Genomic DNA, 24,363 nt, shown 5'->3' on the forward strand with positions numbered 1-24,363 from the left:
ACGCCCACCGCATCTGCCACGGACCGAACATGGACCTCAATTTCACGCCCGAAGAGGAAGCCTTCCGCACGGACGTGCAGCGCTTCCTGCAAGCCGAGCTGCCGGCGCGCCTCGCGCGCAAGGTGAAGGGCGGCCTGCACCTGACGCGCGACGACATGCGCGAATGGCACGCGATACTGAACGCACGCGGCTGGCTGGCGAGCCACTGGCCGCGCGAATACGGCGGCCCCGGCTGGAGCGTCGCGCAGAAGTTCCTGTTCGACAACGAATGCGCGCTCGCCGGCGCGCCGCGCATCGTGCCGTTCGGCGTGAACATGCTCGGCCCGGTGCTCATCAAGTACGGCAGCGAGGCGCAGAAGCGCCACTGGCTGCCGCGCATTCTCGACGGCACCGACTGGTGGTGCCAGGGCTATTCGGAGCCGGGCGCCGGATCCGACCTCGCGTCGGTGAAGACGAGCGCGGTGCGCGACGGCGCGCACTACGTCGTGAACGGCCAGAAGACCTGGACCACGCTCGGCCACTACGCGAACATGATCTTCTGCCTGGTGCGCACCGCGACCGACGTGCGCAAGCAGGAAGGCATCAGCTTCCTGCTGATCGACATGAACGCGCCGGGCGTCGACGTGCGTCCGATCATCACGCTCGACGGCGAGCACGAGGTGAACGAGGTGTTCTTCACCGACGTGCGCGTGCCGGTGGAAAACCGCGTCGGTGAGGAGAACCGCGGCTGGACCTACGCGAAATACCTGCTCACCTACGAACGCACCAACATCGCCGGCGTCGGCTTCTCGACGGCCGCGCTCGAGCGGCTGCGCAGCGTCGCCGCGAAGCTGACGAAGAATGGCCGGCCGCTCGCCGACGATCCGCTCTTCGCGGCCCGTATCGCGCGTGTCGAGATCGAGCTCGAGAACATGCGCACGACCAACCTGCGCGTGCTCGCGGCGGTCGCGGGCGGCGGCGTGCCGGGCGCGGAAAGCTCGATGCTGAAGATCCGCGGCACGCAGATCCGCCAGGAGATCACCGCGCTGATGCGCCGCGCGATGGGGCCGTACGCGCAGCCGTTCGTCGAGGAGGCGCTCGACGCCGAGCACGACGGCGCGGCCGTCGGTCCTGACGAAGCGGCGAGCGCCGCGCAGCAGTACTTCAACAATCGCAAGCTGTCGATCTTCGGCGGCTCGAACGAGATCCAGAAGAACATCATCGCGAAGATGATGCTCGGGCTGTAACGAGGAACGCGACGATGGATTTTCAGCACACGGAAGACCGGCGGATGCTGGCGGACACGTTGAACCGCTTCATCGCCGAACAGTATGCGTTCCCGGTGCGCGACCGCATCGCGCAGTCGCCGCAAGGGTGCGATCGCGCGATGTGGCGGCGCTTCGCCGAACTGGGCGCGGTCGGCGCGCTGTTTCCGGAGGCGGACGGCGGCTTCGGCGGCGCGGGCTTCGATATCGCGGTGGTGTTCGAATGCCTCGGCCGCGGGCTCGTCGTCGAGCCGTTTCTCGGCGCGCTGCTCGCGGGCCGCGCGCTGCTGCTGGGCGGCGGTGGCGGCGGCGCGCAGCGCGAACGGCTCGCGCAGTTGATCGACGGCCGCGCGTGCGCCGCGTTCGCGCACGACGAACCGGGCTCGCACTACGAACTGACGACCGTGCGCACGCGCGCCGAGCGCAGCGGCGACGGCTGGGTGCTGACCGGTGCGAAGGGCGTCGTCGAGCAGGCCGCGCAGGCGTCGTTCTTCGTCGTCAGCGCGCGCACGGCCGGCCGCGACGACGACGCGCACGGCATCGGCCTGTTCGTCGTGCCGGCCGATGCGCCGGGCGTGTCGTGGCGCGACTACCGGAAGATCGACGGCGGCCGCGCGGCCGAGGTGCGCTTCGAACGCGTCGCGCTGCCCGGCGAGGCGGCGCTGGTCGACACGGACGACGCGGCCGACGGCGACGACGGGCAGGGCGCCGCGCTGCTCGAACGCGTGCTCGGCTACGGGCTGCTCGCGCTGTCGGCTGAGGCGCTCGGCGCGATGGACGTCGCGAAGGAGGCGACGCTCGACTATCTGCGCACGCGCCGGCAGTTCGGGATGCCGATCGGCAGCTTCCAGGCGCTGCAGCACCGGATGGCCGACCTGCTGCTCGAAGTCGAGCAGGCGCGCTCGGCGGTGATCAACGCGGCCGCGCAGCTCGACGCGCCGCGCACGGTGCGCGAACGCGCGCTCGCGGCGGCCAAGTACAGCATCGGCCGGATCGGCACGCTGGTCGCGGAGGAGAGCATCCAGCTGCACGGCGGGATCGGGATGACGTGGGAGCTGCCGCTGTCGCATTACGCGAAGCGGCTGGTGATGATCGATCACCAGCTCGGCGACGAGGACCATCATCTGGCGCGCTACATCGCGCTGTCGAAACGATGACGGCACGGCGCGTGGATCGAGACGACGGGCAGCCAGGCGAAGCGCGCGCTGCCGCTCGCCGGCCTGAAGGTGCACGATCTTCCGCGCGTGCTCGCGGGCCTCGCCGCCCGGCACTGAATCGTCGGACGAAACCGGAAATCCGTCCGGATCGCCGGACGGATGTTTTCCGGAAATCCGGAATGCCGGATTTCCTCGCCTTCCGAATTATGAGAAATACAATAAAAACAATGGCTTGACGGCTTGCGGAAAGCTGGCATCGACCTTGCAATATGGAATGCACGGCCGTCCACCGGCCCGACTATTACATCAAGGAGACAATCGATGACCACTGCCTTCCACCCCCTTCGGATGTTCTGAGGCATCGCTTGTTGCGGCACGGCAGCCGCGCGGGCGAATGGCCTTATCCCCTGAGACATTCGCCTGCGCGCGTGACGCCGTTTCCACCGGCTCATCTACACCAGCAGGAACCATCGTGAAGAAGAAACCCTTCTACAAAGTGCTTTATGTGCAGGTGATCTTCGCCATCATCGTCGGCGTGATCCTCGGCCACTTCTATCCGGCGCTCGCCACCGACATGAAACCGCTCGGCGACGGCTTCATCAAGCTGATCAAGATGGTGATCGGCCCGATCATCTTCTGTACGGTCGTCACCGGCATCGCCGGCATGGAGGACATGAAGAAGGTGGGCCGCGTCGGCGGCAAGGCGCTGCTGTACTTCGAAATCGTGTCGACCTTCGCGCTGCTGCTGGGCCTCGCGGCCACGCACCTGCTGCGTCCGGGCGTCGGCTTCAACATCGATCCGGCGACGCTCGACGGCAAGGCCGTCGCGTCATACGCGGCGAAGGCGCACGGCCAGTCGACGGTCGACTTCCTGATGCACATCATCCCGAACACGATGGTCGACGCGTTCGCGCAGGGCGAAATCCTGCAGATCCTGCTGATCGCGCTGCTGTTCGGCAGCGTGCTCGCGCACCTCGGCGAGCGCGGCAAGGTCGTCACCGACTTCATCGACGGGCTCACGCGCGTGCTGTTCGGCATCGTGCACATCGTCACGAAGCTGGCGCCGATCGGCGCGTTCGGCGCGATGGCGTTCACGATCGGCAAGTACGGCGTCGGCTCGCTGGTGCCGCTGCTCAAGCTGATCGGCACGTTCTACCTGACGTCGATCGTCTTCGTGCTGGTCGTGCTCGGCACGATCGCGCGCTTCACGGGCTTCTCGATCGTCCGCTTCGTGTCGTACATCAAGGAGGAACTGCTGATCGTGCTCGGCACCAGCTCGTCGGAAGCCGCGCTGCCGCAGCTGATGGAAAAGCTCGAGAAGGCCGGCTGCTCGCGCTCGGTCGTCGGCCTGGTCGTGCCGACCGGCTATTCGTTCAACCTCGACGGCACCAACATCTACATGACGATGGCCGTGCTGTTCATCGCGCAGGCCACCAACATCGAACTCACGTGGATGCAGCAGCTCACGCTGCTGGCGGTCGCGATGCTGACGTCGAAGGGCGCGAGCGGCGTCACCGGCGCGGGCTTCATCACGCTCGCCGCGACGCTCGCCGTCGTGCCGACCATCCCGCTGTCGGGCATGGTGCTGATCCTCGGCATCGACCGCTTCATGAGCGAATGCCGTGCGCTGACCAACATCGTCGGCAACGGTGTCGCGACGGTCGTCGTGTCCGCGTGGGAGAAGGAGCTCGACCGCAACAAGCTGCGCGATGCGCTGAAGGGCAACCGCGACGTCACGCCGACCGAGACGGCCGGCGTCTGACGGCGTGAGCGAGCAGGCGGTGCCGCCCGCGGGCGGCGCGCCGCGCGGCGGTGCGGGCGGCGGGCGGGACGCCTATGACACAATAGGCGATCCGCATCGCCAGGAAGTCTCGTCCGTGAAGCGCCGCCTGTACATCCTCGTCGTGCTCGCCGCCGCACTCGCGGCGGCTTGCGCGCTGACGTGGAGCATCACGTGGCAGCGCGGCGTCGCCGAGCTGCAGCGCAACGCCGCGGTGCGGGTCAACCGCACGACCAGCGCGCTGAAGAGCACGCTCGATCGCTACGAGTCGCTGCCTTATCTGCTCGGCAGCCATCCGTACGTGCAGGACCTGCTGGCCGAGCCGCAGCGCGCCGATCTCGCCGCGCGCGCCAACCGCTATCTCGAAGATCTCAACGAACACGCGCACGCGACCGTCACCTACGTGGTCGGCGCGGACGGCCTGTGCGTCGCAGCCAGCAACTGGCGCGCGCCCGACAGCTTCGTCGGCATCGAATATCGCTTCCGGCCGTATTTCATCGACGCGATGAACGGCCGGGTCGGCCGCTTCTTCGGCATCGGCACGATCTCGCGCGATCCCGGCTACTACATCTCGCAACCGGTGTGGCGCGACGGCAGGATCGCCGGCGTCGTCGTCGTGAAGCTCAACCTCGAATGGTTCCAGGGCGCCGATGCCTCCGAGCCGCTGGTGGTCGCCGACGATCACGGCGTCGTGTTCCTGTCGTCCGTGCCCGCGTGGAAATATCACACGCTGCATCCGTTGACCGAGCCGGTCGCCGCGTCGATCTACGAGACGCGCCAGTACGCGCAGCAGCCCGTCACGCCGCTGCCGCTGCGCGTCGAGCAAGTGCTGGGCGTCGACGCGGAGATCGTTCGCGTGGGCGCCGGCCGGCGCGCGCCGCGCTTTCTCGCGAGCAAGCGCCGGATCGGTGAGCCCGACTGGCTGCTCGTCACGCTCGCGCCGCTCGCCCCCGTCGACGCCGACGCCCGCAATGCAACGATCGTCACCGGCTTCGGCTTCGTGTCGATCGCGCTGCTGGCGTTCTACTGGCGCATGCGTCGCGCCCGTGTGCGCGAGATGATCCGCGGCCGCGCGCTGCTGCAGCAGGCGTATGCGGAGCTGAACCGGCGCGTCGAGGAGCGCACGGCCGATCTGTCGCAGGCCAACGCGCAACTGCAGAAGGAAGTCGGCGACCGGATTCGCGCGGAGCAGGAGTTGCGCGCCGCGCACGACGAGCTGATCCAGGCGAGCAAGCTGGCCGCGCTCGGCCAGATGGCGGCCGGCATCACCCATGAACTGAACCAGCCGCTCGCGGCGCTGCGCAGCTTCTCGGACAACACGCGCGTGCTGCTCGACCGCGGCGAGCAGGGCGCCGCGCGCGAGAACCTCGAGGCGATCGCCGCGCTGACCGAGCGGATGGGCAAGATCACCAACCAGCTGAAGCTGTTCGTCGGCCGCGCGAAGCCGCGCAACGAGCGGGCGCTCGTCGTGCGCGCGCTGCGCAGCGTGCTCGCGCTGCTCGGCGAACGGATGCGCGGCGTCGCGCTCACGCTGACGCTGCGCGATGCGACCGTGGCGCCGGCGCAGGACGCGCCGCTCGATCTCGCGGGCGACTATCCGGAGCTGGTCGCGCGCTGCGAGGATCTGCGCCTCGAACAGGTGCTGATCAATCTGCTCGGCAACGCGCTCGACGCGGTCGGCGGGGCCGCTGCGGCGGCGGTCGTTGCCGCGCCGGCGATCGACGTGACGATCGTCGTGTCGGCCGCGACGCTGTCGATCGAGGTGCGCGACAACGGCCCCGGCATTGCGCCGGACCTGCTGCCGCGCCTGTTCGAACCGTTCTTCACGACCAAGGAGATGGGGCGCGGGCTCGGGCTCGGCCTCGCGATCTCGTCGTCGATCGCGAGCGACGCGGGCGGCGCGCTGACCGCGCGCAACGCGCCGGACGGCGGCGCGCTGTTCGTCTTGACGCTGCGGCGCGCGCGCACGCATCATCCGGACGCGGCGTCCGAGCCGATCGGCTCGCGCTAGGGCCTGTTCAGGCTAATGACGGGCACGTTCCCCTGTTTGGAAAAATTCGTTCGTGGGGCCGGCGCAAGCTGGTTATTGGCGTGAATAGAGCTGGCCGCACCACCGGCATCAACGAGAGCCGCGCACGGGTCGCGCGGCGTGTCAGGAGCGAGTGACCAAGATGGCCAACCGGCTGCAAGTGATCTATATCGAAGACGATGCGCTCGTGCGCCGGGCGAGCGTGCAGAGCCTGCAGCTCGCCGGGTTCGACGTCGCCGGGTTCGAGTCGGCCGAGGCGGCCGACAAGGCGCTCGTCGCGGAGAACGCCGGCGTGATCGTCAGCGATATCCGGCTGCCCGGCGCGAGCGGGCTCGACCTGCTCGCGCAGTGCCGCGAGCGCGTCCCGGACGTGCCGGTGATCCTCGTCACCGGCCACGGCGACATCTCGATGGCCGTGCAGGCGATGCGCGACGGCGCCTACGATTTCATCGAAAAGCCCTTCGCGGCCGAGCGGCTGATCGAGACGGTGCGGCGCGCGCTCGAGCGGCGCGAGCTGGTGCTCGAGAACCATGCGCTGCGGCGCGAGCTGGCCGGCCAGAACATCGTCGCGCCGCGCATCATCGGCCGCAGCCCGGCGATCGAACAGGTGCGCAAGCTGATCGCGAACGTCGCGCCGACCGATGCGTCGGTGCTGATCAACGGCGACACGGGCGCCGGCAAGGAACTGATCGCGCGCAGCCTGCACGAGCTGTCGCCGCGCCGCGACAAGCCGTTCATCGCGGTGAACTGCGGCGCGCTGCCCGAGCCGATGTTCGAGTCGGAGATGTTCGGCTACGAGTCGGGGGCGTTCACCGGCGCCGCGAAGCGCCGCGTCGGCAAGCTCGAATACGCGTCCGGCGGCACGCTGTTTCTCGACGAGATCGAGAGCATGCCGCTCGCGCTGCAGGTGAAGCTGCTGCGCGTGCTGCAGGACGGCGTGCTCGAGCGGCTCGGCTCGAACCAGCCGATCCGCGTGAACTGCCGCGTCGTCGCGGCCGCGAAGGGCGACATGAGCGAACTCGTCGCGGCCGGCACGTTCCGGCGCGACCTGCTGTACCGGCTCAACGTCGTGACGATCGCGCTGCCGCCGCTCGCCGAGCGCCGCGAGGACATCGTGCCGCTGTTCGAGCACTTCATGCTCGACGCGGCCGTGCGCTACGGGCGGCCGGCGCCCGTGCTGACCGACCGCCAGCGCGCGAGCCTGATGCAGCGCGACTGGCCCGGCAACGTGCGCGAGCTGCGCAACGCGGCCGACCGCTTCGTGCTCGGCGTCGCCGACATGCCCGAGCAATCGGGCGCGAGCGACGACGACGCGGAGCACGACCAGACGCTGAAGGAGCGCGTCGAGCAGTTCGAGCGCGCGGTGATCGCGCAGGCGCTGAACCAGACGGGCGGGGCGGTCGCGGCGACGGCCGACCGGCTGCATGTCGGCAAGGCGACGCTGTACGAGAAGATGAAGCGCTACGGGCTGTCGGCGAAGGGCGACACCGACCGCTGAAAATGAAAGCGGACCGCGGAACCGGGCTGGCCGGTCGGGCGGTCCGCTCTGGCGAGCTGCGCGCCGTGGGCGGCGCGGTCGTTTCGTTCGGGTGGGGCGGCGCTCAGGCCGCGTTGCCGTCGAGCGCCTTCTTGAGCAGTGCGTCGAGCTCCGCGAATTGCGGCGCGCCGACGTAGCGCTTCAGGATCTTGCCGTCCTTGTCGACGACGAAGGTCGTCGGCGTCAGCTGCACGTTGCCGAACTGCTTGGCGACGCTGCCGTCGTCCAGCGCGACCTTGAACGGCAGCTGGCGCGTCTGTGCATAGTTCGCGACGTACATCGGCGGGTCGTAGTTCATCGCGACCGCGACGAATTCGAGCCCCTGGCCCTTGAAACGGTTATAGGTATCGACCATCTGCGGCATTTCCTGCATGCAGGTGGCGCAGCTCGTCGCCCAGAAATTGACGAGGTAGACCTTGCCCTTCAGGTCGCCGCCGGTCGACACCTTTTGGCCCGACAGCAGCGTGAAGGTGGCGTCCGGCACGGTGGACTTGCCGTTGAACGCGAAGAAGCCGGCAACGGCAATGGCCGCGACGACGACGGCCGCGGCGATATAGCGGGCGCGGCCGGTGCGGCGTTGGGCGGAAGGCGTGGTGTTCATCTGGGTGCTCTCGGAGTCGGTCGATGATGCGGATCGATGCGAAGGACGGCGAAATTCGGCGATCATTCTAGCGCGAATGCGGCTGGCGCACCGGCCGCCGCTACGCGTGTCGGCCGCCGGCTTCGGCGGATAATACGCGTTTCGCCTGTCCCCATCACTGCCATGCCGAAGCACGCCGCCGATTCGTCGAGCCCCTTTTTTCGCCCGCTGCGACACTTCGCGGCGCTTGCATGCGTGAGCGTCGTGCTGGCCGCGTGCTCGCCGTCGTATGACTGGCGCACGCTGCACAACGACGCGGGCTATACGATCGACCTGCCGGCGAAGCCGACCGTCGAAAACCAGCCGGTGGCGGTGGGCGGCGCGACGATGCCCATGCGGATGCAGGCCGCGCATGTGGCCGGCGCAGTGTTCGCGGTCGGCACACTGACGCTGCCGGACGAGCGTGAAGAGACCCGCCGTGCGGCGCTCGAATTCCTGCGCGCCGGGCTGTCGCGCAACCTCGACGGCACGCCGGCCACGGCCGCCGTGCGCGTGCCGCTCGCGGCGGGCGGCGCGGTGGACGGGCTCGAATTGCGCATCGCCGGCGCGGCGAGCGGCGGCGACCACGCGCGCCGGACGATCGTCGCGCGGCTCGCCGCGCGCGGCCGCCACGCATACCAGGCGGTCGTGATCATGGACGGCCCGCTCGCGCAGGAACAGCTCGATCAATTTTTCGGCTCGTTCAAACTCGACTGAAGCCGACGCGCGGACACCCGCCGCGATTGAAAGTTCGTTCGCAGCTTTCGCCGCTAATCGCCGGATTTTGCGGGGATTTTCCGGCTATCCACAGCGCATGTGGATAACTTTGTTGAAAAGTTGACCGGATTGCCCGCGAAGCCGCACCGGGCGGCCTTCACGCGCATTTGGCCTTCGCCGCGCCGTTTCGTAAAATTCAATGGAAACAAAGAGATAGCGACGAGTGATGACACGGTTGCCGGCGCTGCCCGTGGCCCGGCTGGATTCGCGAAATTGTGCATAAGTCAAGTCTTGACAGCGCAATTTTGTGATCGGGCCGCGCTCACAGCGCGGTGAGCGCGCGCCGGTAGCGGATCGCCTCGGCGATCTGCGCGGCCGTCGGGGACGGATCGCCGGCCAGATCGGCGATCGTGCGGGCGACCTTCAGCACGCGGAAATACGCGCGCGCCGACCAGCCGAAGCGCTCGCCGGCCTCGCGCAGCAGCCGCTCGCCGTCGTTGGTCGGGCGGCACAGGTCGTCGGTCTCGCGGCCGCTCAGCATGTGGTTCGTCTTGCCCTGCCGCGCCAGTTGCACGGCGCGCGCCCGCGCGACGCGCTCGGCGACCACGGCGCTCGGCTCGCCGGGCGCCGACGCGCGCGCCGCGAGTTCGGCCACCGACAGCGCGGGCACGTCGATCTGGATGTCGATGCGATCGAGCAGCGGCCCGGACAGCTTGCGCAGATAGCGCGTCGCGACGTCCGGTGCGCAGCGGCAGCGTCCGGAAGGATCGCCGTGCCAGCCGCACGGGCAGGGGTTCATCGCGGCGATCAGCTGACAGGCGGCGGGAAAATCGGCTTGCTGCGCAGCGCGCGAGATCGTGATGCGGCCGCCTTCGAGCGGCTCGCGCAGCATTTCCAGCACGTGCCGGTCGAATTCGGGCAGCTCGTCGAGAAACAGCACGCCCAGATGGGCCAGCGTGATCTCGCCCGGCTGCGGCGGATTGCGGCCGCCGACCAGCGCGGCGGCGCTCGACGAGTGGTGCGGCGAGCGGAACGGCCGCCGCCGCCAGTGCGCGGGCGAGAAGCCGAGGCGGCTCGCCGACAGCAGCGCGGCGGAGGTCAGCGCCTCGTCGTCGGTCAGTGGGGGCAGCAGGCCGGGCAGCCGCGCTGCCAGCATCGACTTGCCGGCGCCGGGCGGACCGATCATCAGCATGTGGTGGCCGCCCGCGGCGGCCACTTCGAGCGCGCGTCGTGCGCCCCGCTGGCCGACGACGTCGGCGAGATCAGGCGCGGCCGGTGCCGGCAAGCCGTCGACGCACGGCGCCGCGACCGGCACGAGTCGCGCGTCGGGCGCACCGGAGAGGTGCGCGCAGAGCGTGGGCAGGTCGGGGGCGCCGTACACGATGACGCCCGGTACGAGCGCAGCCTCGGCGGCGCTGTCGAACGGTAGGTAGAGCTCCGGCGCTCGCGCGTGGGGTTCGGGTGCGGTATTGGCGGCGGAGTTTGAGTCGGAGCCTGAGCAGGCGCCTGTGCCGAAGCCGGCACCGGAGCCGGAGCCAGAACCGAAACCATCGCGGGTTGCGTCGGCGCGTCCGTCGCGCGCCGTGCCGCAGGCCATCGCGAACGCACCGCGCATCGGCCGCAGCGCGCCCGTCAGCGACAGCTCACCGGCGAATTCGCGGCCAGCCAGCGCGTCGACCGGGATCTGGCCGTTGGCCGCGAGAATGCCGAGCGCGATGGGCAGGTCGAAGCGGCCGGATTCTTTCGGCAGGTCGGCCGGTGCGAGATTGACGGTGATGCGCCTGACCGGGAAGTCGAATCCGCAGTTCTGCAGCGCGGCGCGCACGCGCTCGCGGCTTTCGCGGACTTCGACGTCGGGCAGGCCGACGATCGAGAACGACGGCAACCCGTTGGCAAGATGGACTTCGACGGTGACGTCCGGCGCGCGGCCGGCCGCCGGCGCGCGACTGCGCACCACGGCGAGCGACATGGCGAGGCTCCTGTGTATGAATCGGACGGCTACGGGCGTGCGAGGCCGCCTGCCTTCGGAAATCGGAGAGTCAGGGCGCGCGTGCCGGCGTGGCGCGGAAAAAAACGATGAACTGCGAAGAACGAAGGACGGCGAAGAGCGAGGGACAGCGAAGAGCGAAGGACAGCGAAGAGCGAAGGACAGCGAAGAGCGAAGGACAGCGAAGAGCGAAGGACAGCGAAGAACGACGAACAGCGAAGATCTAAGGCCAGCAGAACCCGACGAACAGCATAGGACAGCGAACAGCAGGCAGTGCAAACCTCCCGGACCGCTCGCCGGTGCTACCGGCGCGGGCGAGCGCCACGCGAAGCGGCCCGCGCCCGGCCGGTCAGCCGGTGCGGCGTGTCAGTCCTGCGACGCCGCGAGCCTCGACTCGAGTTCCGCGACGCGCTTCTCGAGCTCCTCGAGACGCACGCGGGTGCGGGCGAGCACCTGCGCCTGGGTGTCGAATTCCTCGCGCGTGACGAGATCGAGCTTCGAGAAGCCTTGCGTCAGCATCGCCTTCACGTTGCGCTCGACATCCTTGGCCGGCGAGTTTTTCAGCAGGTCGCCGACGCGCGACTGCAGGTCGTTGAAAACATCGCTGGGTTGTTTCATGTGATTCCCCTTCGTTGCACAAAAAGTGTGCATCTTCAGTTGCGTACGTGCCCATGATGCACTCATGACCGGAAATGGTGCGCCGGCGGCGCGAATTCCGGGCATGGCGCCCGCATGGGTGAATGGCCCGGGAAACCGGGACGTGCGTGCACTCTAGCAACGATCCTTTCGGTGCGCCAGCAAACCGCGCCACGTTGGCCATTCGGCCGGGCTCGCGGACCTTTCAACGGCTGGTGCGACCCCGCTCCGGAGCCGTTCGAACCGGCGGTCGCGCAAACATGGCATGCGAGTTGCTGAGGAGAGAACCGTTACAACATTCCAAACCAATTCGACGGGACAACCCAGCGAGAGGACTTTCATGAAACTCATTACCGCAATCATCAAGCCGTTCAAGCTCGATGAGACGCGCGAGGCGCTCTCCGCGCTTGGCGTCTCCGGCATCACGGTGACGGAGGTGAAAGGGTTCGGGCGCCAGAAGGGGCACACCGAGCTGTACCGCGGCGCGGAGTACGTCGTCGATTTCCTGCCGAAGATGAAGATCGAGGCCGCGGTGTCCGACGATCTGGTCGATCAGGCCGTCGAGGCGATCGAGCGGGCCGCACGCACCGGCAAGATCGGCGACGGGAAGATCTTCGTCACGCCGATCGAGCAGGTGATCCGGATCCGGACCGGGGAGACAGGCGCTGACGCGCTGTAACAGACAAAGACAAGCGACAAGAGGAAACCCGAGATGCGCAAACTTCTGATGTCCCTGCTGATGGCAGGCTCGCTGATCGCGGCCGGCGTCGGCCCCGCGCTTGCTGACGATGCGGCCTCCGCCGCCGCTGCGTCCGCGCCTGCCGCCACGGCTTCCGACGCGTCGGCCGCCGCCGCGCCGGCCGCTTCTGCTCCGGCCGCCACGGACGCCTCGGCGCCCGCCGCCGCCACCGCACCCGCTTCGGGCGCTGCCGACGCATCGGCTGCCGCCGCCGCGTCCGCGCCCGCCGCCCCGGCAGCGCCGACCGCACCGTTCTCCGTCGATTCGTCGAAGATCAGCGCCGGCGACACCGCGTGGATGCTCACCTCCTCCGCGCTCGTGCTGTTCATGACGATCCCCGGCCTCGCGCTGTTCTACGCGGGCATGGTCCGCAAGAAGAACGTGCTCGCGACCGTGATGCAGAGCTTCGCGATCACCGCGCTGATCACGGTGCTGTGGACGGTGGTGGGCTACAGCCTCGCGTTCACGCCGGGCAACGGCTTCATCGGCGGCCTGTCGCGCGTGTTCCTGCACGGGATGAACTACATCAAGGGCGACAAGGCGACCACGCTGACCGTCAGCCATCTGGCCACGACGATCCCCGAGTCGGTCTACTTCGTCTATCAGATGACGTTCGCGATCATCACGCCGGCGCTGATCTGCGGCGCGTTCGCCGACCGGATGAAGTTCTCCGCGATGCTGGTGTTCATGGCGCTCTGGTCGCTGATCGTCTATGTGCCGATCGCGCACATGGTGTGGGAGCCGACCGGCTGGCTGTCGGCAGACGGCGTGCTCGACTTCGCGGGCGGCACGGTGGTGCACATCAACGCCGGTATCGCAGGCCTGATCTCGTGCCTGGTGCTCGGCAAGCGCGTCGGCTACGGCCGCGAATCGATGGCGCCGCACAACCTGGTGCTGACGATGATCGGCGGCTCGATGCTGTGGGTCGGCTGGTTCGGTTTCAACGCGGGTTCGGCAGTCGCGGCTGACGGCCGTGCCGGCTTCGCGATGCTGACGACGCAAGTCGCGACGGCATGTGCGGCGCTCGGCTGGATGTTCGCGGAGTGGGTCGCGAAGGGCAAGCCGTCGGTGCTCGGCATCGTGTCGGGCGCGGTCGCGGGTCTGGTGGCGATCACGCCGGCAGCCGGCTTCGTCGGCGTGACGGGCGCACTGGTGATCGGCATCGCGGCCGGCGTCGTGTGCTTCTGGTCGGCCACGTGGCTCAAGTCGAAGCTCGGCTACGACGATTCGCTCGACGCATTCGGCGTACACGGCGTGGGCGGGATCCTCGGCGCACTGCTGACCGGCGTGTTCGCGGTCAAGGACATCGGCGGCGCGGACGGCAGCCTGCTGCTGCAGGCGAAGGGCGTGCTGATCACGCTGGTCTACAGCGGCGTGCTGAGCTTCGTGCTGCTGAAGCTGATCGACATGACGATCGGCCTGCGCGTGACCGAAGAGGAAGAGCGCGAAGGTCTGGACGTGATCCTGCACGGCGAACACGTCGAGTAAGTCGTACGATTCACGGCGGGCCGCCACGCATGCGGCGCCCGCCCCGAATGAGCGCAGCGACTTCAGCCCGCCAACCCGGCGGGCTTTTTTTCTCCTGTCGTGCGCTGCCGTAGCGCATAACCCTGCAGACTATCGGGTCAATAGCCGAAATCTCCCCTCCAAATCCTTGTGAAGCCGGGAACAATCCCCAAATGGGCAAGGCAATTGCTCTACAATCTTCATTCTCCCGCTCGCGAGTGATTCATGGTTCCCCACCTGGTTACTGCGTTGAATGGTCCGCTGCTCGAGCTCGAGCAGAAGATCCTCGACGCGACGCCTGCAATCGAACGCTGGTTCAGGCTCGAATGGCAGGAACACACGCCGCCGTTCTATTGTTCGGTGGACCTGCGCAACGCCGGCTTCAAGCTGGCGCCCGTCGACGCGAACCTGTTCCCCGGCGCATTCAACAACCTGCCGTCCGAAGTGCTGCCGCTCGCCGTCCAGGCCGCGATGGCCGCGATCGAGAAGATCTGCCCGGACGCCAAGAATCTGCTCGTGATCCCCGAGTTGCCGACCCGCAACGCGTTCTACCTCGAGAACGTCGCGCGGCTCGCGACGATCATGCGTCAGGCCGGCCTGAACGTGCGCTTCGGCTCGCTCGATCCGAGCATCACCGACATGACGCCGATCACGCTGGCCGACGGCCAGAAGATCGTGCTCGAGCCGCTCGAGCGCTCGCAGCGCCGCCTCGGCCTGAAGAATTTCGATCCGTGCTCGATCCTGTTGAACAACGACCTGTCGGCGGGGATTCCGTCCGTGCTGGAGAACCTGCACGAGCAGTATCTGCTGCCGCCGCTGCACGCCGGCTGGGCCGTGCGCCGCAAGTCGACGCACTTCTCGTGCTACGACGACGTCGCGAAGAAGTTCGCGAAGATGGTCGGCGTCGATCCGTGGATGGTGAACCCGTACTTCGCGCACGTCGAAGGCGTCGACTGGCAGGCGCATGAAGGCGAGCAGGCGCTCGCCGACGCGATCGACAGCGTGCTGAAGAAGATCGCGCGCAAGTACCGCGAATACGGGATCAGCGAAAAGCCGTACGTCGTCGTGAAGGCCGATGCGGGTACCGCCGGGCGCGGCGTGATGACGGTGCACGACGCGGCCGAGATCGGCCGCATGTCGAAGGCCGAGCGCGCGCAGATGGCCGAGTCGAAGGCCGGCCTCGCGGTGCGCGACGTGATCGTGCAGGAAGGCGTCTATACGTTCGAGCGCGTCGGCGACGAAGTCGCCGAGCCGGTCGTGTACATGATCGACCGCTATGTGGTCGGCGGTTTCTACCGCACCCACGGCGGCCGCGAGCGCGACCAGAACCTGAACGCGCCGGGCATGCACTACGTGCCGCTCGGCTTCGAGCACACCGCGCTGCCGGATGCCGGCGCGAAGCCGGGCGCCGCGCCGCCGAACCGCTTCTACATGTACGGCGTCGTTGCACGGCTGGCGCTGATCGCAGCGTCGATCGAACTCGAAAAGACCGATCCCGAAGCCATCCAGGTGTAACGGCTTCGCTACGTACAGGACCCGCATGGACATTCTCTTTATCGCCGACCCGCTCGATCGCTTCAAGATCTACAAGGACTCGACCTACGCGATGATGGCGGAGGCCGCGCGCCGCGGGCATGCGATCTACACGTGTCAGCCGCACCAGCTCGCGTGGACGGGCTCGGGCGTCGAGGCCGACGTGCAGCGCGTGACGATCGTCGGCGACACGGCCGACCTGCATCGCCATCCGTGGTACGAGGCGGCCGCGCACGAGTCGCGCCAGCTGACGTCGTTCGGCGCGGTGCTGATGCGCAAGGATCCACCGTTCGACATGGAGTACGTGACGGCCACCTGGATGCTCGAGCTCGCCGAACGGGCGGGCGCGCACGTGTTCAACAAGCCGCAGTCGATCCGCGATCATTCGGAGAAGCTCGCGATCGGCGAGTTTCCGCAATTCGTCGCGCCGACCCTCGTCACGCGCGACGCGGCGCGTCTGCGTGCGTTTCATGCCGAACACGGCGACGTGATCGTGAAGCCGCTCGACGGCATGGGCGGAATGGGCGTGTTCCGCGTGAAGGCCGACGGGATGAACCTCGGCGCGATCATCGAGATGCTCGGCCATGACGGCACGCGCTCGCTGATGATTCAGAAGTTCATTCCGGAGATCAAGGCCGGCGACAAGCGCATCCTGTTGATCGCGGGCGAGCCGGTGCCGTATTCGCTCGCGCGGATTCCGCAGGGCAGCGAGGTGCGCGGCAATCTCGCGGCCGGCGGGCTCGGCGTCGCGCAGCCGCTGACGCCGCGCGATCGCGAGATCGCCGAGACGCTCGGCCCGGTGCTCGCCGCGCGCGGGCTGCTGCTGGTCGGGCTCGACGCGATCGGCGACTGGCTGACCGAGGTGAACGTGACGAGCCCGACGTGCTTTCGCGAGATCATGGAGCAGACCGGCTTCGACGTCGCCGCGATGTTCATCGACGCGCTGGAGCGGGCGGCCGCGTAGCCCGCTTTCGCGCGCAATCCCGGCGGCGGCCGCGCAGGTCCACCGCTGCCGGAGCGGTTCGACCGGCCTGCTACAATGCCCGCCTGCCCGGTGCCGCGACCAGCGCGCCGACGGCCCGGCGGTCGGGCCGAAACCGTTGCAAGGCTGAACATGACACGTTTTCCCCACTCGCTATGCTCGTTGCCCCGCCACGGGGCGGAGGCAGTCTGACATGGCCGGGATCCTGATCATCGCGCATGCGCCGCTCGCCACCGCGTTGCGCGACTGCATCGCCCATATCTACGGCGGCGTGCCCGCACGCATCGGCTGCATCGACGTACTCGCCGACAGCGACCCCGCCCAGGTGATGGCGTTCGCGCATGCCGAGCTCGCACGGCTGCGGGAAGAAAACGGCGTCGTCGTGCTCACCGACATGTACGGCGCGACGCCCGCGAACATCGCCGGGCAGCTCGCGAAGCTCGAGAACGTGCGCGTGCTGGCCGGCGTGAATCTGCCGATGCTCGTGCGCGCCGTCTGCTACCGTTCCGTGCCGCTCGACAAGCTCGTCGACAAGGCGCTGTCCGGCGGCGCGAAGGGCGTCCACGAAGTGGCGGCCGGCACGCCGCCGCCGCCGTCAGAAGCCGGCTGCGGGCAGTGCGCGCCGATTCCGCCCGAGCCGCAGCCGCGCACGGAATCGCACTGACGCCCCGTATTCACGTTTTAGACTGACCCGCCGACGGCACGTCGCCGGCGGCCTCGACCGACCCGACCGAGAATCATGCTTCAACAAGAAACCACCATCGTCAACAAATTGGGGCTGCATGCGCGCGCATCGGCCAAGCTCACGCAACTGGCCGGCAACTTCCAGTCGGAAGTCTGGATGACGCGCAATGGGCGCAAGATCAATGCGAAGAGCATCATGGGTGTGATGATGCTGGCGGCCGGCATCGGCAGCACGGTCACGATCGAGACCGAAGGTCCGGACGAGCGCGAAGCGATGGACGCGCTGCTGAAGCTGATCGCCGACAAGTTCGGCGAGGGTCAGTGAGCGTCGCGGGATCGTTGCCGTTTCCGAGCAGAATGCCGCGTTTCCCGCGGCATTTTTTTCGCGCGCGGCATTGATGCGGAAGGTGCAATGCTGCACTGCTCGCAGCCAGCGGGCAGGCGCGGAATTTATAATCGCTGACCGGGGTCATAATCGCATCGCAGCAGTGTGCCGCGGCTTTTCATGTACAGAGGAGGTGCGCGTGTCCTTCACGCTGCATGGCATTCCCGTCTCACGTGGTATCGCGATCGGGCGAGCGTATCTGATCGCGCCGGCGGCGCTCGACGTCGCCCATTACCTGATCGACACGAGCCAGATCGATGCCGAGGTCGAGCGTTTTCGCGCGGCGCGCGAGGGTGTGCATCGCGAGCTCGAGGCGCTGCGTGCCGACCTGACCGACGACACGCCGACCGAAGTCGGCGCATTCATCGACGTCCACGCGATGATCCTCAGCGATGCGATGCTCGTGCAGGAGACCATCGACCTGGTCCGCACGCGACGCTACAACGTCGAATGGGCGCTGACCGAGCAGCTCGAGCTGCTCACGCGTCACTTCGACGACATCGAGGACGAATACCTGCGCGAGCGCAAGGCCGACATCGAGCAGGTCGTCGAGCGGGTGCTGAAGGCGCTGGCCGGCGCGCCGTCGGCGTCGCAGGCGCTCGACCGTGCCGCCGCGCAAGGCCAGAACGAGATGATCGTGGTCGCGCACGACATCGCGCCGGCCGACATGATGCAGTTCAAGTCGCAGTCGTTCCAGGCCTTCGTCACCGATCTCGGCGGCCGCACGTCGCACACGGCGATCGTCGCGCGCAGCCTCGGCATTCCGGCCGCGGTCGGCGTCCAGCATGCGAGCGCGCTGATCCGTCAGGACGACCTGATCATCGTGGACGGCGACCAGGGGATCGTCATCGTCGATCCGGCGCCGATCGTCCTCGAGGAATATTCGTACCGGCAATCGGAGAAACTGCTCGAGCAGCGCAAGCTGCAGCGGCTGAAGTTCTCGCCGACGCAAACGCTGTGCGGCACCAAGATCGACCTGTACGCGAACATCGAGCTGCCCGACGACGCGAAGGCGGCCGTCGAGGCAGGCGCCGTTGGCGTCGGCCTGTTCCGCTCCGAGTTCCTGTTCATGCATCAGAAGCAGATGCCGGAGGAGGAGGAGCAGTTCGCCGCGTACAAGCGCGCCGTCGAATGGATGAAGGGCATGCCGGTGACGATCCGCACGATCGACGTCGGCGCGGACAAGCCGCTCGAGGCGCTCGACGAAGGCTACGAGACGGCGCCGAACCCGGCGCTCGGGCTGCGCGCGATCCGCTGGAGCCTGTCCGAGCCGCAGATGTTCCTCACGCAACTGCGCGCGATCCTGCGCGCGTCCGCGTTCGGGCAGGTGAAGATCCTGATCCCGATGCTGGCCCACGCGCAGGAGATCGACCAGACGCTCGACCTGATCCGCGAGGCGAAGCGCCAGCTCGACGATGCGGGGCTCGCGTACGATCCGAACGTGCGCGTCGGCGCGATGATCGAGATTCCGGCCGCGGCGATCGCGCTGCCGCTGTTCCTGAAGCGCTTCGACTTCCTGTCGATCGGCACGAACGACCTGATCCAGTACACGCTCGCGATCGATCGCGCGGACAACGCGGTCGCGCACCTGTACGACCCGCTCCATCCGGCGGTGCTGCATCTGATCGCTTATACGCTGCGCGAGGCGAAGCGCGCGGGCGTGGCGGTGTCGGTATGCGGGGAAATGGCCGGCGATCCGGCGCTGACGCGTCTGTTGCTCGGCATGGGGCTCACGGAATTCTCGATGCACCCCAGCCAGTTGCTGGTGGTCAAGCAGGAGATCCTGCGGGCGCATCTGAAGGCGCTCGAGAAGCCGACGGCCGACGTGCTGGCCGCGTTCGAGCCGGAGGAAGTGCAGGCGGCGCTCCAGCGCCTGGCGGTCGCCGAGCCGCGCGCGGACGCGGCGGCTTAGGCCGCGGGCCGCCACGCCTGCAATGGCAGCGCGACGTCATGCAGGCGCCCGCGGGCGCATGCATGACGCAATCAGTGCCGGCCGCCGCATACCGGGCAGTCGGCCTGCCGCGCGATCTTCATCGTGGTCCATTCCATCCGCAGCGAATCGAGCATCATCAGCCGGCCGTTGAGCGTCGTGCCGAACGCGCCGATCACGCGCAGCGCCTCGGCGGCCTGCATCGCGCCGATGATCCCGACCGTCGGCGCGAACACGCCCATCGTCGCGCACGCGACTTCCTCGAACGGCTGGTCTTCCGGAAACACGCACGCATAGCACGGCGCGGCCGCGTCGCGGAAGTCGAACGTGCTGATCTGGCCGTCGAAGCGCAACGCGGCGCCCGACACGAGCGGCACGCCGTGCGCGACGCACGCGCGGTTGATCGCATGGCGCGTCGCGAAATTGTCGGTGCAGTCGAGCACGACGCTCGCACGCGGCACATGTTCGTCGAGCCATGCATCGTCGGCGCGCAGCGCGGCCGCATGCACCGTCACTTCCGGGTTCAGCTGCGCGAGCGCGTCGCGGCCCGACTCGACCTTGCTGCGGCCGACCGACGCCGTCGCGTGCAGGATCTGTCGCTGCAGGTTGGTGAGATCGACGGTGTCGGCGTCGGCCAGCGTGATCGTGCCGACGCCGGACGCCGCGAGATACATCGCGGCCGGCGAGCCCAGGCCGCCCGCGCCGACGATGAGCGCATGCGCGTCGAGAAAGCGCTGCTGCGCGTCGATGCCGATTTCGTCGACGAGGATGTGGCGGGAATAGCGAAGGAGTTGATCGTCGTTCATGGAGTGTCGGGCGCCGCATGCCGGCGGCGGCGCGCTTGCCTTGGCGTCTGTCTGCGTATTCTAGGCGCACATGAAAAACGGGCCATCGCGGTCTTCCCGCGATGGCCCGTCGGATGCCGGCCGAGGCTTACTGCGGCGCGGACGCCGGCTTCGGTGCGGCTGCCTTTGCGCCCGACGCCTTCGCGGCGGACGCGGCCTTGCCGGCCGGGCTCTTGGTCGTGCTTTCGGCGAGCAGCGACTTCGATTCCTGCACCGGCTTGCCTTCGAGCTTGTTCAATGCCTGCTGCATCATGAAGTCGTCGGCGCTGCCGAACTCGATCGGCTTGCGATCGCGATCCTTCTGGCGTTGCTCCGGCGTCTTCTTGTCGTTCTGCTCTTCGAGCAGGCGCAGCTGATCCATCCGGCGCTGCTCGCGCTCTTCCTGTTCCTTCTTCTCGTTCGGGTCCTGCGTGTTCGCGAGGTGGTTCGTGTAGTCGACCTCGCGCGTCACGAGCACGTCGTCCGGATCGCCGTCCGCGTACTGATCGACCGGCACGTCGGGCGTGATGCCCTTGTTCTGGATCGAGCGGCCGCTCGGCGTGTAGTAGTAGGCAGTCGTCAGGCGCAGCGCCGTGTCGGCCGTCATCGGGCGCACCGTCTGCACCGAGCCCTTGCCGAACGTCGTCTTGCCCATGATCTGCGCGCGCTTCGAATCCTGCAGCGCGCCGGCGACGATTTCCGACGCGGACGCCGAATACGCGTTGGTCAGCACGACCATCGGCACGGTCTTGAAGATCGGCGGCAGATTCTTCAGCGGATCGCCGTCGAACGAGGGCAGACGGTAGTTGTCGTAGGTGTCGCGGTAGACCTGCTTCGAATCCGGGATCTGGCCGTTGGTCGATACGACGACGGAATCCGGCGGCAGGAACGCGCCGGCGACGCCGACCGCGCTCTGCAGCAGGCCGCCGCCGTTGTTGCGCAGATCGAGAATCAGGCCCTTCAGGTTCGGCTGCTGACGCGCAATGTCCTGCAGCTTCGCGGCGAGGTCGGGCGTCGTGCGTTCCTGGAAGCTCGTGATCCGGATGTAGGCGTAGCCCGGGTCGAGCATCTTCATCTTGACGCTCTGGACCTTGATGATCGCGCGCGTGACCGTGACCGGGAACGTGCGGTCGTCGCTCTTGCGGAAGATCGTCAGCGTGACCTTGGTGCCCGGCTCGCCGCGCATCTGCTTGACGGCCTTGTCGAGCGTCATGCCGCGCACCGGCTTGTCGTTGATGCGGGTGATCAGGTCGCCCGGACGGATGCCGGCGCGGAACGCGGGCGTGTCCTCGATCGGCGAGATCACCTTGACGAGGCCGTCTTCCTGCGAGATCTCGATGCCGAGGCCGGCGAAGCGGCCCTTGGTCTGCTCCTGCAGCTCGTCGTAGTCGGTCTTGTCGAGGAACGACGAGTGCGGATCGAGGCTCGACACCATGCCCTTGATCGCCGCCGTCAGCAGCTTCTTGTCGTCGACCGGCTCGACGTACTCGCGCTTGATCTGGCCGAACACTTCCGCGAACAGACGGAGTTGGTCGAGGGGAAGCGGCGCCGTGGCCGTCTGCTCGGCCGACGCCGAAATCTGCAGCGTGGCGAATACGCCCGTGGCGAGGCCCGCGGCAATCAGGCCGATGTTCTTCAATTTCATTCGCATAGAGAGTCTGGTGCGGTCGGGAAGCGCGTGGCGGTAGCGGGGATGTAGCGGACAAGTATAACTGTTCGTCCGATTACTCAGTGCAACGGTGCGAAACCGGTGCAAAACCGGTGCCAAGCGGCTCCGGCGCCGCACCGCCGCACGCGCGGCGGTGTTCGAAAGCCGCTTCGACAGCGCCGGGGCGGCAAAGGTTCGCGTCGCCCGCCGGGCAGGCCGCGCGCAGCGCGGGCCGCCCGGCGCGACGGGCGTCAGCCCGCCTTGCCTTGCTTCGCGACGGCGGCCTGCGCCTTCGCGATCGCGTCCTGGTCGCCCAGGTAGTAATGCTGGATCGGCTTGAGGTTCTCGTCGAGTTCATAGACGAGCGGCACGCCGTTCGGGATGTTCAGGCCGACGATGTCGCTGTCCGAGATGCCGTCGAGGTACTTGATCAGCGCGCGCAGCGAGTTGCCGTGCGCGGCGATCAGCACCTGCTTGCCGGCGCGCACGGCCGGCGCGATCGACTCGTTCCACAGCGGCAGCACGCGCGCGACCGTGTCCTTCAGGCATTCGGTGAGCGGCAGCTGCTCGCGCGGCACCTTCGCGTAGCGCGGATCGCTGAACGGCGCGCGTTCGTCGGTCGGCTCGAGCGCGGGCGGCGGCGTGTCGTAGCTGCGGCGCCAGACGAGGACCTGGTCGTCGCCGAACTTCGCGGCCGTTTCGGCCTTGTTCAGCCCCGACAGTGCGCCGTAGTGGCGCTCGTTCAGGCGCCACGAGTGAACGACCGGCAGATACATCAGGTCCATCTTGTCCTGCACGTGCCACAGCGTGCGGATCGCGCGCTTGAGCACCGACGTGTACGCGATGTCGAACGTGTAGCCGGCCTCCTTGAGCAATGCGCCGGCCTGGTAGGCTTCGTTGCGACCCTGTTCGGTCAGGTCGACGTCGACCCAGCCGGTGAAGCGGTTTTCCTTGTTCCACGTCGATTCGCCGTGGCGGATGAGAACGAGTTTGTACATGGATCTTGCGGTCGGTAGTGATAGGGAAGCGGGGCGCGTCGCGCGGCTCCCGATCGGGGTCCGCCATCGCGCAAGACGGTTATTTTATAATGGCGGGATTGTCCTTTCCCGATTTCTCTCTTTCTTCTCTTTCCGGCGGCATTCAGTGACGTTCTTTACTCAATACACGAACTTGGCCCTCATCGCGATCCTGCTGGTTTCCGGCGGCCTGCTCGCGTGGCCCGTGCTGCGTCGCGGCCGCGGCGGCCTGTCGGCTGCGGAAGCCACGCAGCTCATCAACCGCCGCAACGCGGTCGTGATCGACCTGCGCGCCGCGCCCGAATTCGCCGCCGGCCATCTGCCGTCGGCGCGCCAGATCGCCGCGGGCGAGCTCGGCGCGAAAATTGCGCAGATCGCCAAGAACAAGAGCACCCCGGTGCTGCTCGTTTGCCAGAACGGCCAGCAGTCGCAGAAGGCGGCGCGCGAGGTCGAGGCGGCAGGTTATGCCGAGGTGCACGTGCTCGAAGGCGGCGTCGCCGCGTGGCAGCAGGCCGGGATGCCGGTCGTCAAACAAGGAGTGGCGAAGTGAACAAGGTTCTGATGTACAGCACGCAGGTGTGTCCGTATTGCATGCAGGCCGAGCGTCTGCTGAAGCTGCGCGGCGTCGAGCAGATCGAAAAGGTGCTGATCGACCGCGATCCGGCCCGCCGCGAGGAGATGATGACGCGCACGGGCCGCCGCACGGTGCCGCAGATCTACATCGGCGACACCCACGTCGGCGGTTACGACGATCTGTCGAAGCTCGATCGCGAAGGCGGCCTGTTGCCGCTTCTGCAAGCGGCCTGATTAGGGCAGAATGGCCGCCGGCCGCGCCGCGGCTCTTGGCGCGCAGGATCCAACCGCGGCGGCCGGCATCGAGCCGGGCCGCCTCGTCACCACTTTTAGGGAAACACCATGTCCGACGTCGAAAACCAACCGTTCTTCAACATCCAGCGCGTCTACCTGAAGGATATGTCGCTCGAGCAGCCGAATTCGCCGGCGATCTTCCTCGAGCAGGACATGCCGTCGGTTGAAGTCGAAGTCGACGTCAAGGCGGAGCGCCTCGCGGAAAGCGTGTTCGAAGTCGTCGTGTCGGGCACCGTCACCGCGAAGGTCAAGGACAAGGTCGCGTTCCTGATCGAAGCGAAGCAAGCCGGTATTTTCGACATCCGCAACATTCCGGACGAACAGCTCGATCCGCTCGTCGGCATCGCTTGCCCGACGATCCTGTTCCCGTACCTGCGTTCGAACATCGCCGACGCGATCACGCGTGCCGGCTTCCCGCCGATTCACCTCGCGGAAATCAACTTCCAGGCGCTGTACGAGCAGCGTCTCGCGCAGCTTCAGCAGCAGGCCGGTGCGGCCGGCGCGCCGAACGGCACGACGCTGAACTGACGTTTCACTCCGGAC

At 67.7% G+C, this 24,363-nt stretch carries 22 protein-coding genes; 16 read left to right on the top strand and 6 right to left on the bottom strand.

Annotation, left to right across the window (positions count from 1 at the left end; all coding sequences use genetic code 11):
* The first annotated feature begins 29 nt into the window (after nucleotides 1–29).
* The 5 genes from EX20_RS01675 to EX20_RS01695 all read left to right on the top strand — a co-directional run bounded on the left by EX20_RS01675 (nucleotide 30) and on the right by EX20_RS01695 (nucleotide 7,708).
* Entirely contained in the window at nucleotides 30–1,226 is a 1,197-nt protein-coding gene (locus EX20_RS01675) for an acyl-CoA dehydrogenase family protein (RefSeq protein ID WP_034192538.1), read from the top strand.
* Nucleotides 1,227–1,240: 14 nt separating this feature from the next.
* The gene (locus EX20_RS01680; RefSeq protein WP_034192539.1) at nucleotides 1,241–2,401 is read left to right on the top strand and encodes an acyl-CoA dehydrogenase family protein; all 1,161 of its coding nucleotides are present in this window, start codon (nucleotides 1,241–1,243) and stop codon (nucleotides 2,399–2,401) included.
* A 472-nt stretch (nucleotides 2,402–2,873) separates the two neighbouring features.
* Nucleotides 2,874–4,163: a dicarboxylate/amino acid:cation symporter gene (locus EX20_RS01685; protein ID WP_034192540.1), complete on the top strand. Its 1,290-nt coding sequence runs from the start codon at nucleotides 2,874–2,876 to the stop codon at nucleotides 4,161–4,163.
* Nucleotides 4,164–4,167: 4 nt separating this feature from the next.
* A complete protein-coding gene (locus EX20_RS01690) occupies nucleotides 4,168–6,192 on the top strand; it encodes a sensor histidine kinase (protein WP_034192541.1) in 2,025 nt (674 codons plus the stop codon).
* Between the two features lie 160 nt (nucleotides 6,193–6,352).
* Nucleotides 6,353–7,708, top strand: a complete 1,356-nt coding sequence (locus EX20_RS01695; RefSeq protein WP_011886125.1) for a sigma-54-dependent transcriptional regulator — start codon at nucleotides 6,353–6,355, stop codon at nucleotides 7,706–7,708.
* Nucleotides 7,709–7,811: 103 nt separating this feature from the next.
* Here EX20_RS01695 and EX20_RS01700 read toward each other — a convergent pair whose 3' ends face one another.
* A complete protein-coding gene (locus tag EX20_RS01700) occupies nucleotides 7,812–8,348 on the bottom strand; it encodes a peroxiredoxin family protein (RefSeq protein WP_011886124.1) in 537 nt (178 codons plus the stop codon).
* A gap of 162 nt (nucleotides 8,349–8,510) precedes the next feature.
* Here EX20_RS01700 and EX20_RS01705 point away from each other — a divergent pair, with 162 nt between their 5' ends.
* The gene (locus EX20_RS01705) at nucleotides 8,511–9,083 is read left to right on the top strand and encodes a hypothetical protein (RefSeq protein ID WP_011886123.1); all 573 of its coding nucleotides are present in this window, start codon (nucleotides 8,511–8,513) and stop codon (nucleotides 9,081–9,083) included.
* A gap of 322 nt (nucleotides 9,084–9,405) precedes the next feature.
* Here EX20_RS01705 and EX20_RS01710 read toward each other — a convergent pair whose 3' ends face one another.
* Nucleotides 9,406–11,052, bottom strand: coding sequence for a YifB family Mg chelatase-like AAA ATPase (locus EX20_RS01710; RefSeq protein ID WP_034192542.1), 1,647 nt, complete (start codon nucleotides 11,050–11,052; stop codon nucleotides 9,406–9,408).
* A gap of 384 nt (nucleotides 11,053–11,436) precedes the next feature.
* Entirely contained in the window at nucleotides 11,437–11,688 is a 252-nt protein-coding gene (locus EX20_RS01715; protein WP_011886121.1) for an accessory factor UbiK family protein, read from the bottom strand.
* Between the two features lie 358 nt (nucleotides 11,689–12,046).
* Here EX20_RS01715 and EX20_RS01720 point away from each other — a divergent pair, with 358 nt between their 5' ends.
* The 7 genes from EX20_RS01720 to ptsP all read left to right on the top strand — a co-directional run bounded on the left by EX20_RS01720 (nucleotide 12,047) and on the right by ptsP (nucleotide 19,447).
* Nucleotides 12,047–12,385, top strand: a complete 339-nt coding sequence (locus tag EX20_RS01720) for a P-II family nitrogen regulator (protein WP_006398175.1) — start codon at nucleotides 12,047–12,049, stop codon at nucleotides 12,383–12,385.
* 33 nt (nucleotides 12,386–12,418) lie between these two features.
* On the top strand, nucleotides 12,419–13,933 hold the full coding sequence (locus EX20_RS01725; protein ID WP_014723706.1) for an ammonium transporter: 1,515 nt from the start codon (nucleotides 12,419–12,421) through the stop codon (nucleotides 13,931–13,933).
* Nucleotides 13,934–14,176: 243 nt separating this feature from the next.
* Nucleotides 14,177–15,466: a glutamate--cysteine ligase gene (gshA, locus tag EX20_RS01730; protein ID WP_014723704.1), complete on the top strand. Its 1,290-nt coding sequence runs from the start codon at nucleotides 14,177–14,179 to the stop codon at nucleotides 15,464–15,466.
* Nucleotides 15,467–15,491: 25 nt separating this feature from the next.
* Complete coding sequence (gene gshB, locus EX20_RS01735; protein WP_011886118.1) at nucleotides 15,492–16,448, top strand: glutathione synthase; 957 nt, start codon at nucleotides 15,492–15,494, stop codon at nucleotides 16,446–16,448.
* A gap of 211 nt (nucleotides 16,449–16,659) precedes the next feature.
* Entirely contained in the window at nucleotides 16,660–17,130 is a 471-nt protein-coding gene (locus tag EX20_RS01740) for a PTS sugar transporter subunit IIA (RefSeq protein WP_011886117.1), read from the top strand.
* Nucleotides 17,131–17,205: 75 nt separating this feature from the next.
* Nucleotides 17,206–17,475, top strand: a complete 270-nt coding sequence (locus EX20_RS01745) for an HPr family phosphocarrier protein (protein ID WP_006477716.1) — start codon at nucleotides 17,206–17,208, stop codon at nucleotides 17,473–17,475.
* A gap of 199 nt (nucleotides 17,476–17,674) precedes the next feature.
* On the top strand, nucleotides 17,675–19,447 hold the full coding sequence (gene ptsP / locus EX20_RS01750; protein ID WP_014723702.1) for a phosphoenolpyruvate--protein phosphotransferase: 1,773 nt from the start codon (nucleotides 17,675–17,677) through the stop codon (nucleotides 19,445–19,447).
* 71 nt (nucleotides 19,448–19,518) lie between these two features.
* Here the strand turns inward: ptsP and EX20_RS01755 are convergent, their stop codons facing one another.
* The 3 genes from EX20_RS01755 to gpmA all read right to left on the bottom strand — a co-directional run bounded on the left by EX20_RS01755 (nucleotide 19,519) and on the right by gpmA (nucleotide 22,935).
* Nucleotides 19,519–20,271 (bottom strand): HesA/MoeB/ThiF family protein, encoded by a 753-nt coding sequence (locus EX20_RS01755; RefSeq protein WP_011886115.1) that lies wholly within the window; start codon nucleotides 20,269–20,271, stop codon nucleotides 19,519–19,521.
* Between the two features lie 127 nt (nucleotides 20,272–20,398).
* Entirely contained in the window at nucleotides 20,399–21,940 is a 1,542-nt protein-coding gene (locus EX20_RS01760) for a S41 family peptidase (RefSeq protein WP_011886114.1), read from the bottom strand.
* Nucleotides 21,941–22,188: 248 nt separating this feature from the next.
* Nucleotides 22,189–22,935: a 2,3-diphosphoglycerate-dependent phosphoglycerate mutase gene (gene gpmA, locus EX20_RS01765; RefSeq protein WP_011886113.1), complete on the bottom strand. Its 747-nt coding sequence runs from the start codon at nucleotides 22,933–22,935 to the stop codon at nucleotides 22,189–22,191.
* Nucleotides 22,936–23,080: 145 nt separating this feature from the next.
* On the opposite strand from gpmA, the gene EX20_RS01770 reads away from it, so the two are divergent.
* From EX20_RS01770 to secB, 3 genes are all read left to right on the top strand, one after another.
* Entirely contained in the window at nucleotides 23,081–23,503 is a 423-nt protein-coding gene (locus EX20_RS01770; RefSeq protein WP_011886112.1) for a rhodanese-like domain-containing protein, read from the top strand.
* Nucleotides 23,500–23,760, top strand: coding sequence for a glutaredoxin 3 (gene grxC / locus EX20_RS01775; RefSeq protein WP_011886111.1), 261 nt, complete (start codon nucleotides 23,500–23,502; stop codon nucleotides 23,758–23,760). The genes EX20_RS01770 and grxC overlap by 4 nt, the downstream gene beginning before the upstream one ends.
* A gap of 108 nt (nucleotides 23,761–23,868) precedes the next feature.
* Complete coding sequence (secB, locus tag EX20_RS01780; RefSeq protein ID WP_011658008.1) at nucleotides 23,869–24,348, top strand: protein-export chaperone SecB; 480 nt, start codon at nucleotides 23,869–23,871, stop codon at nucleotides 24,346–24,348.
* Nucleotides 24,349–24,363: the final 15 nt, after the last annotated feature.

It is taken from the genome of Burkholderia sp. WP42 (assembly GCF_000745665.1).
GTDB classification, from domain to species: domain Bacteria; phylum Pseudomonadota; class Gammaproteobacteria; order Burkholderiales; family Burkholderiaceae; genus Burkholderia; species Burkholderia vietnamiensis.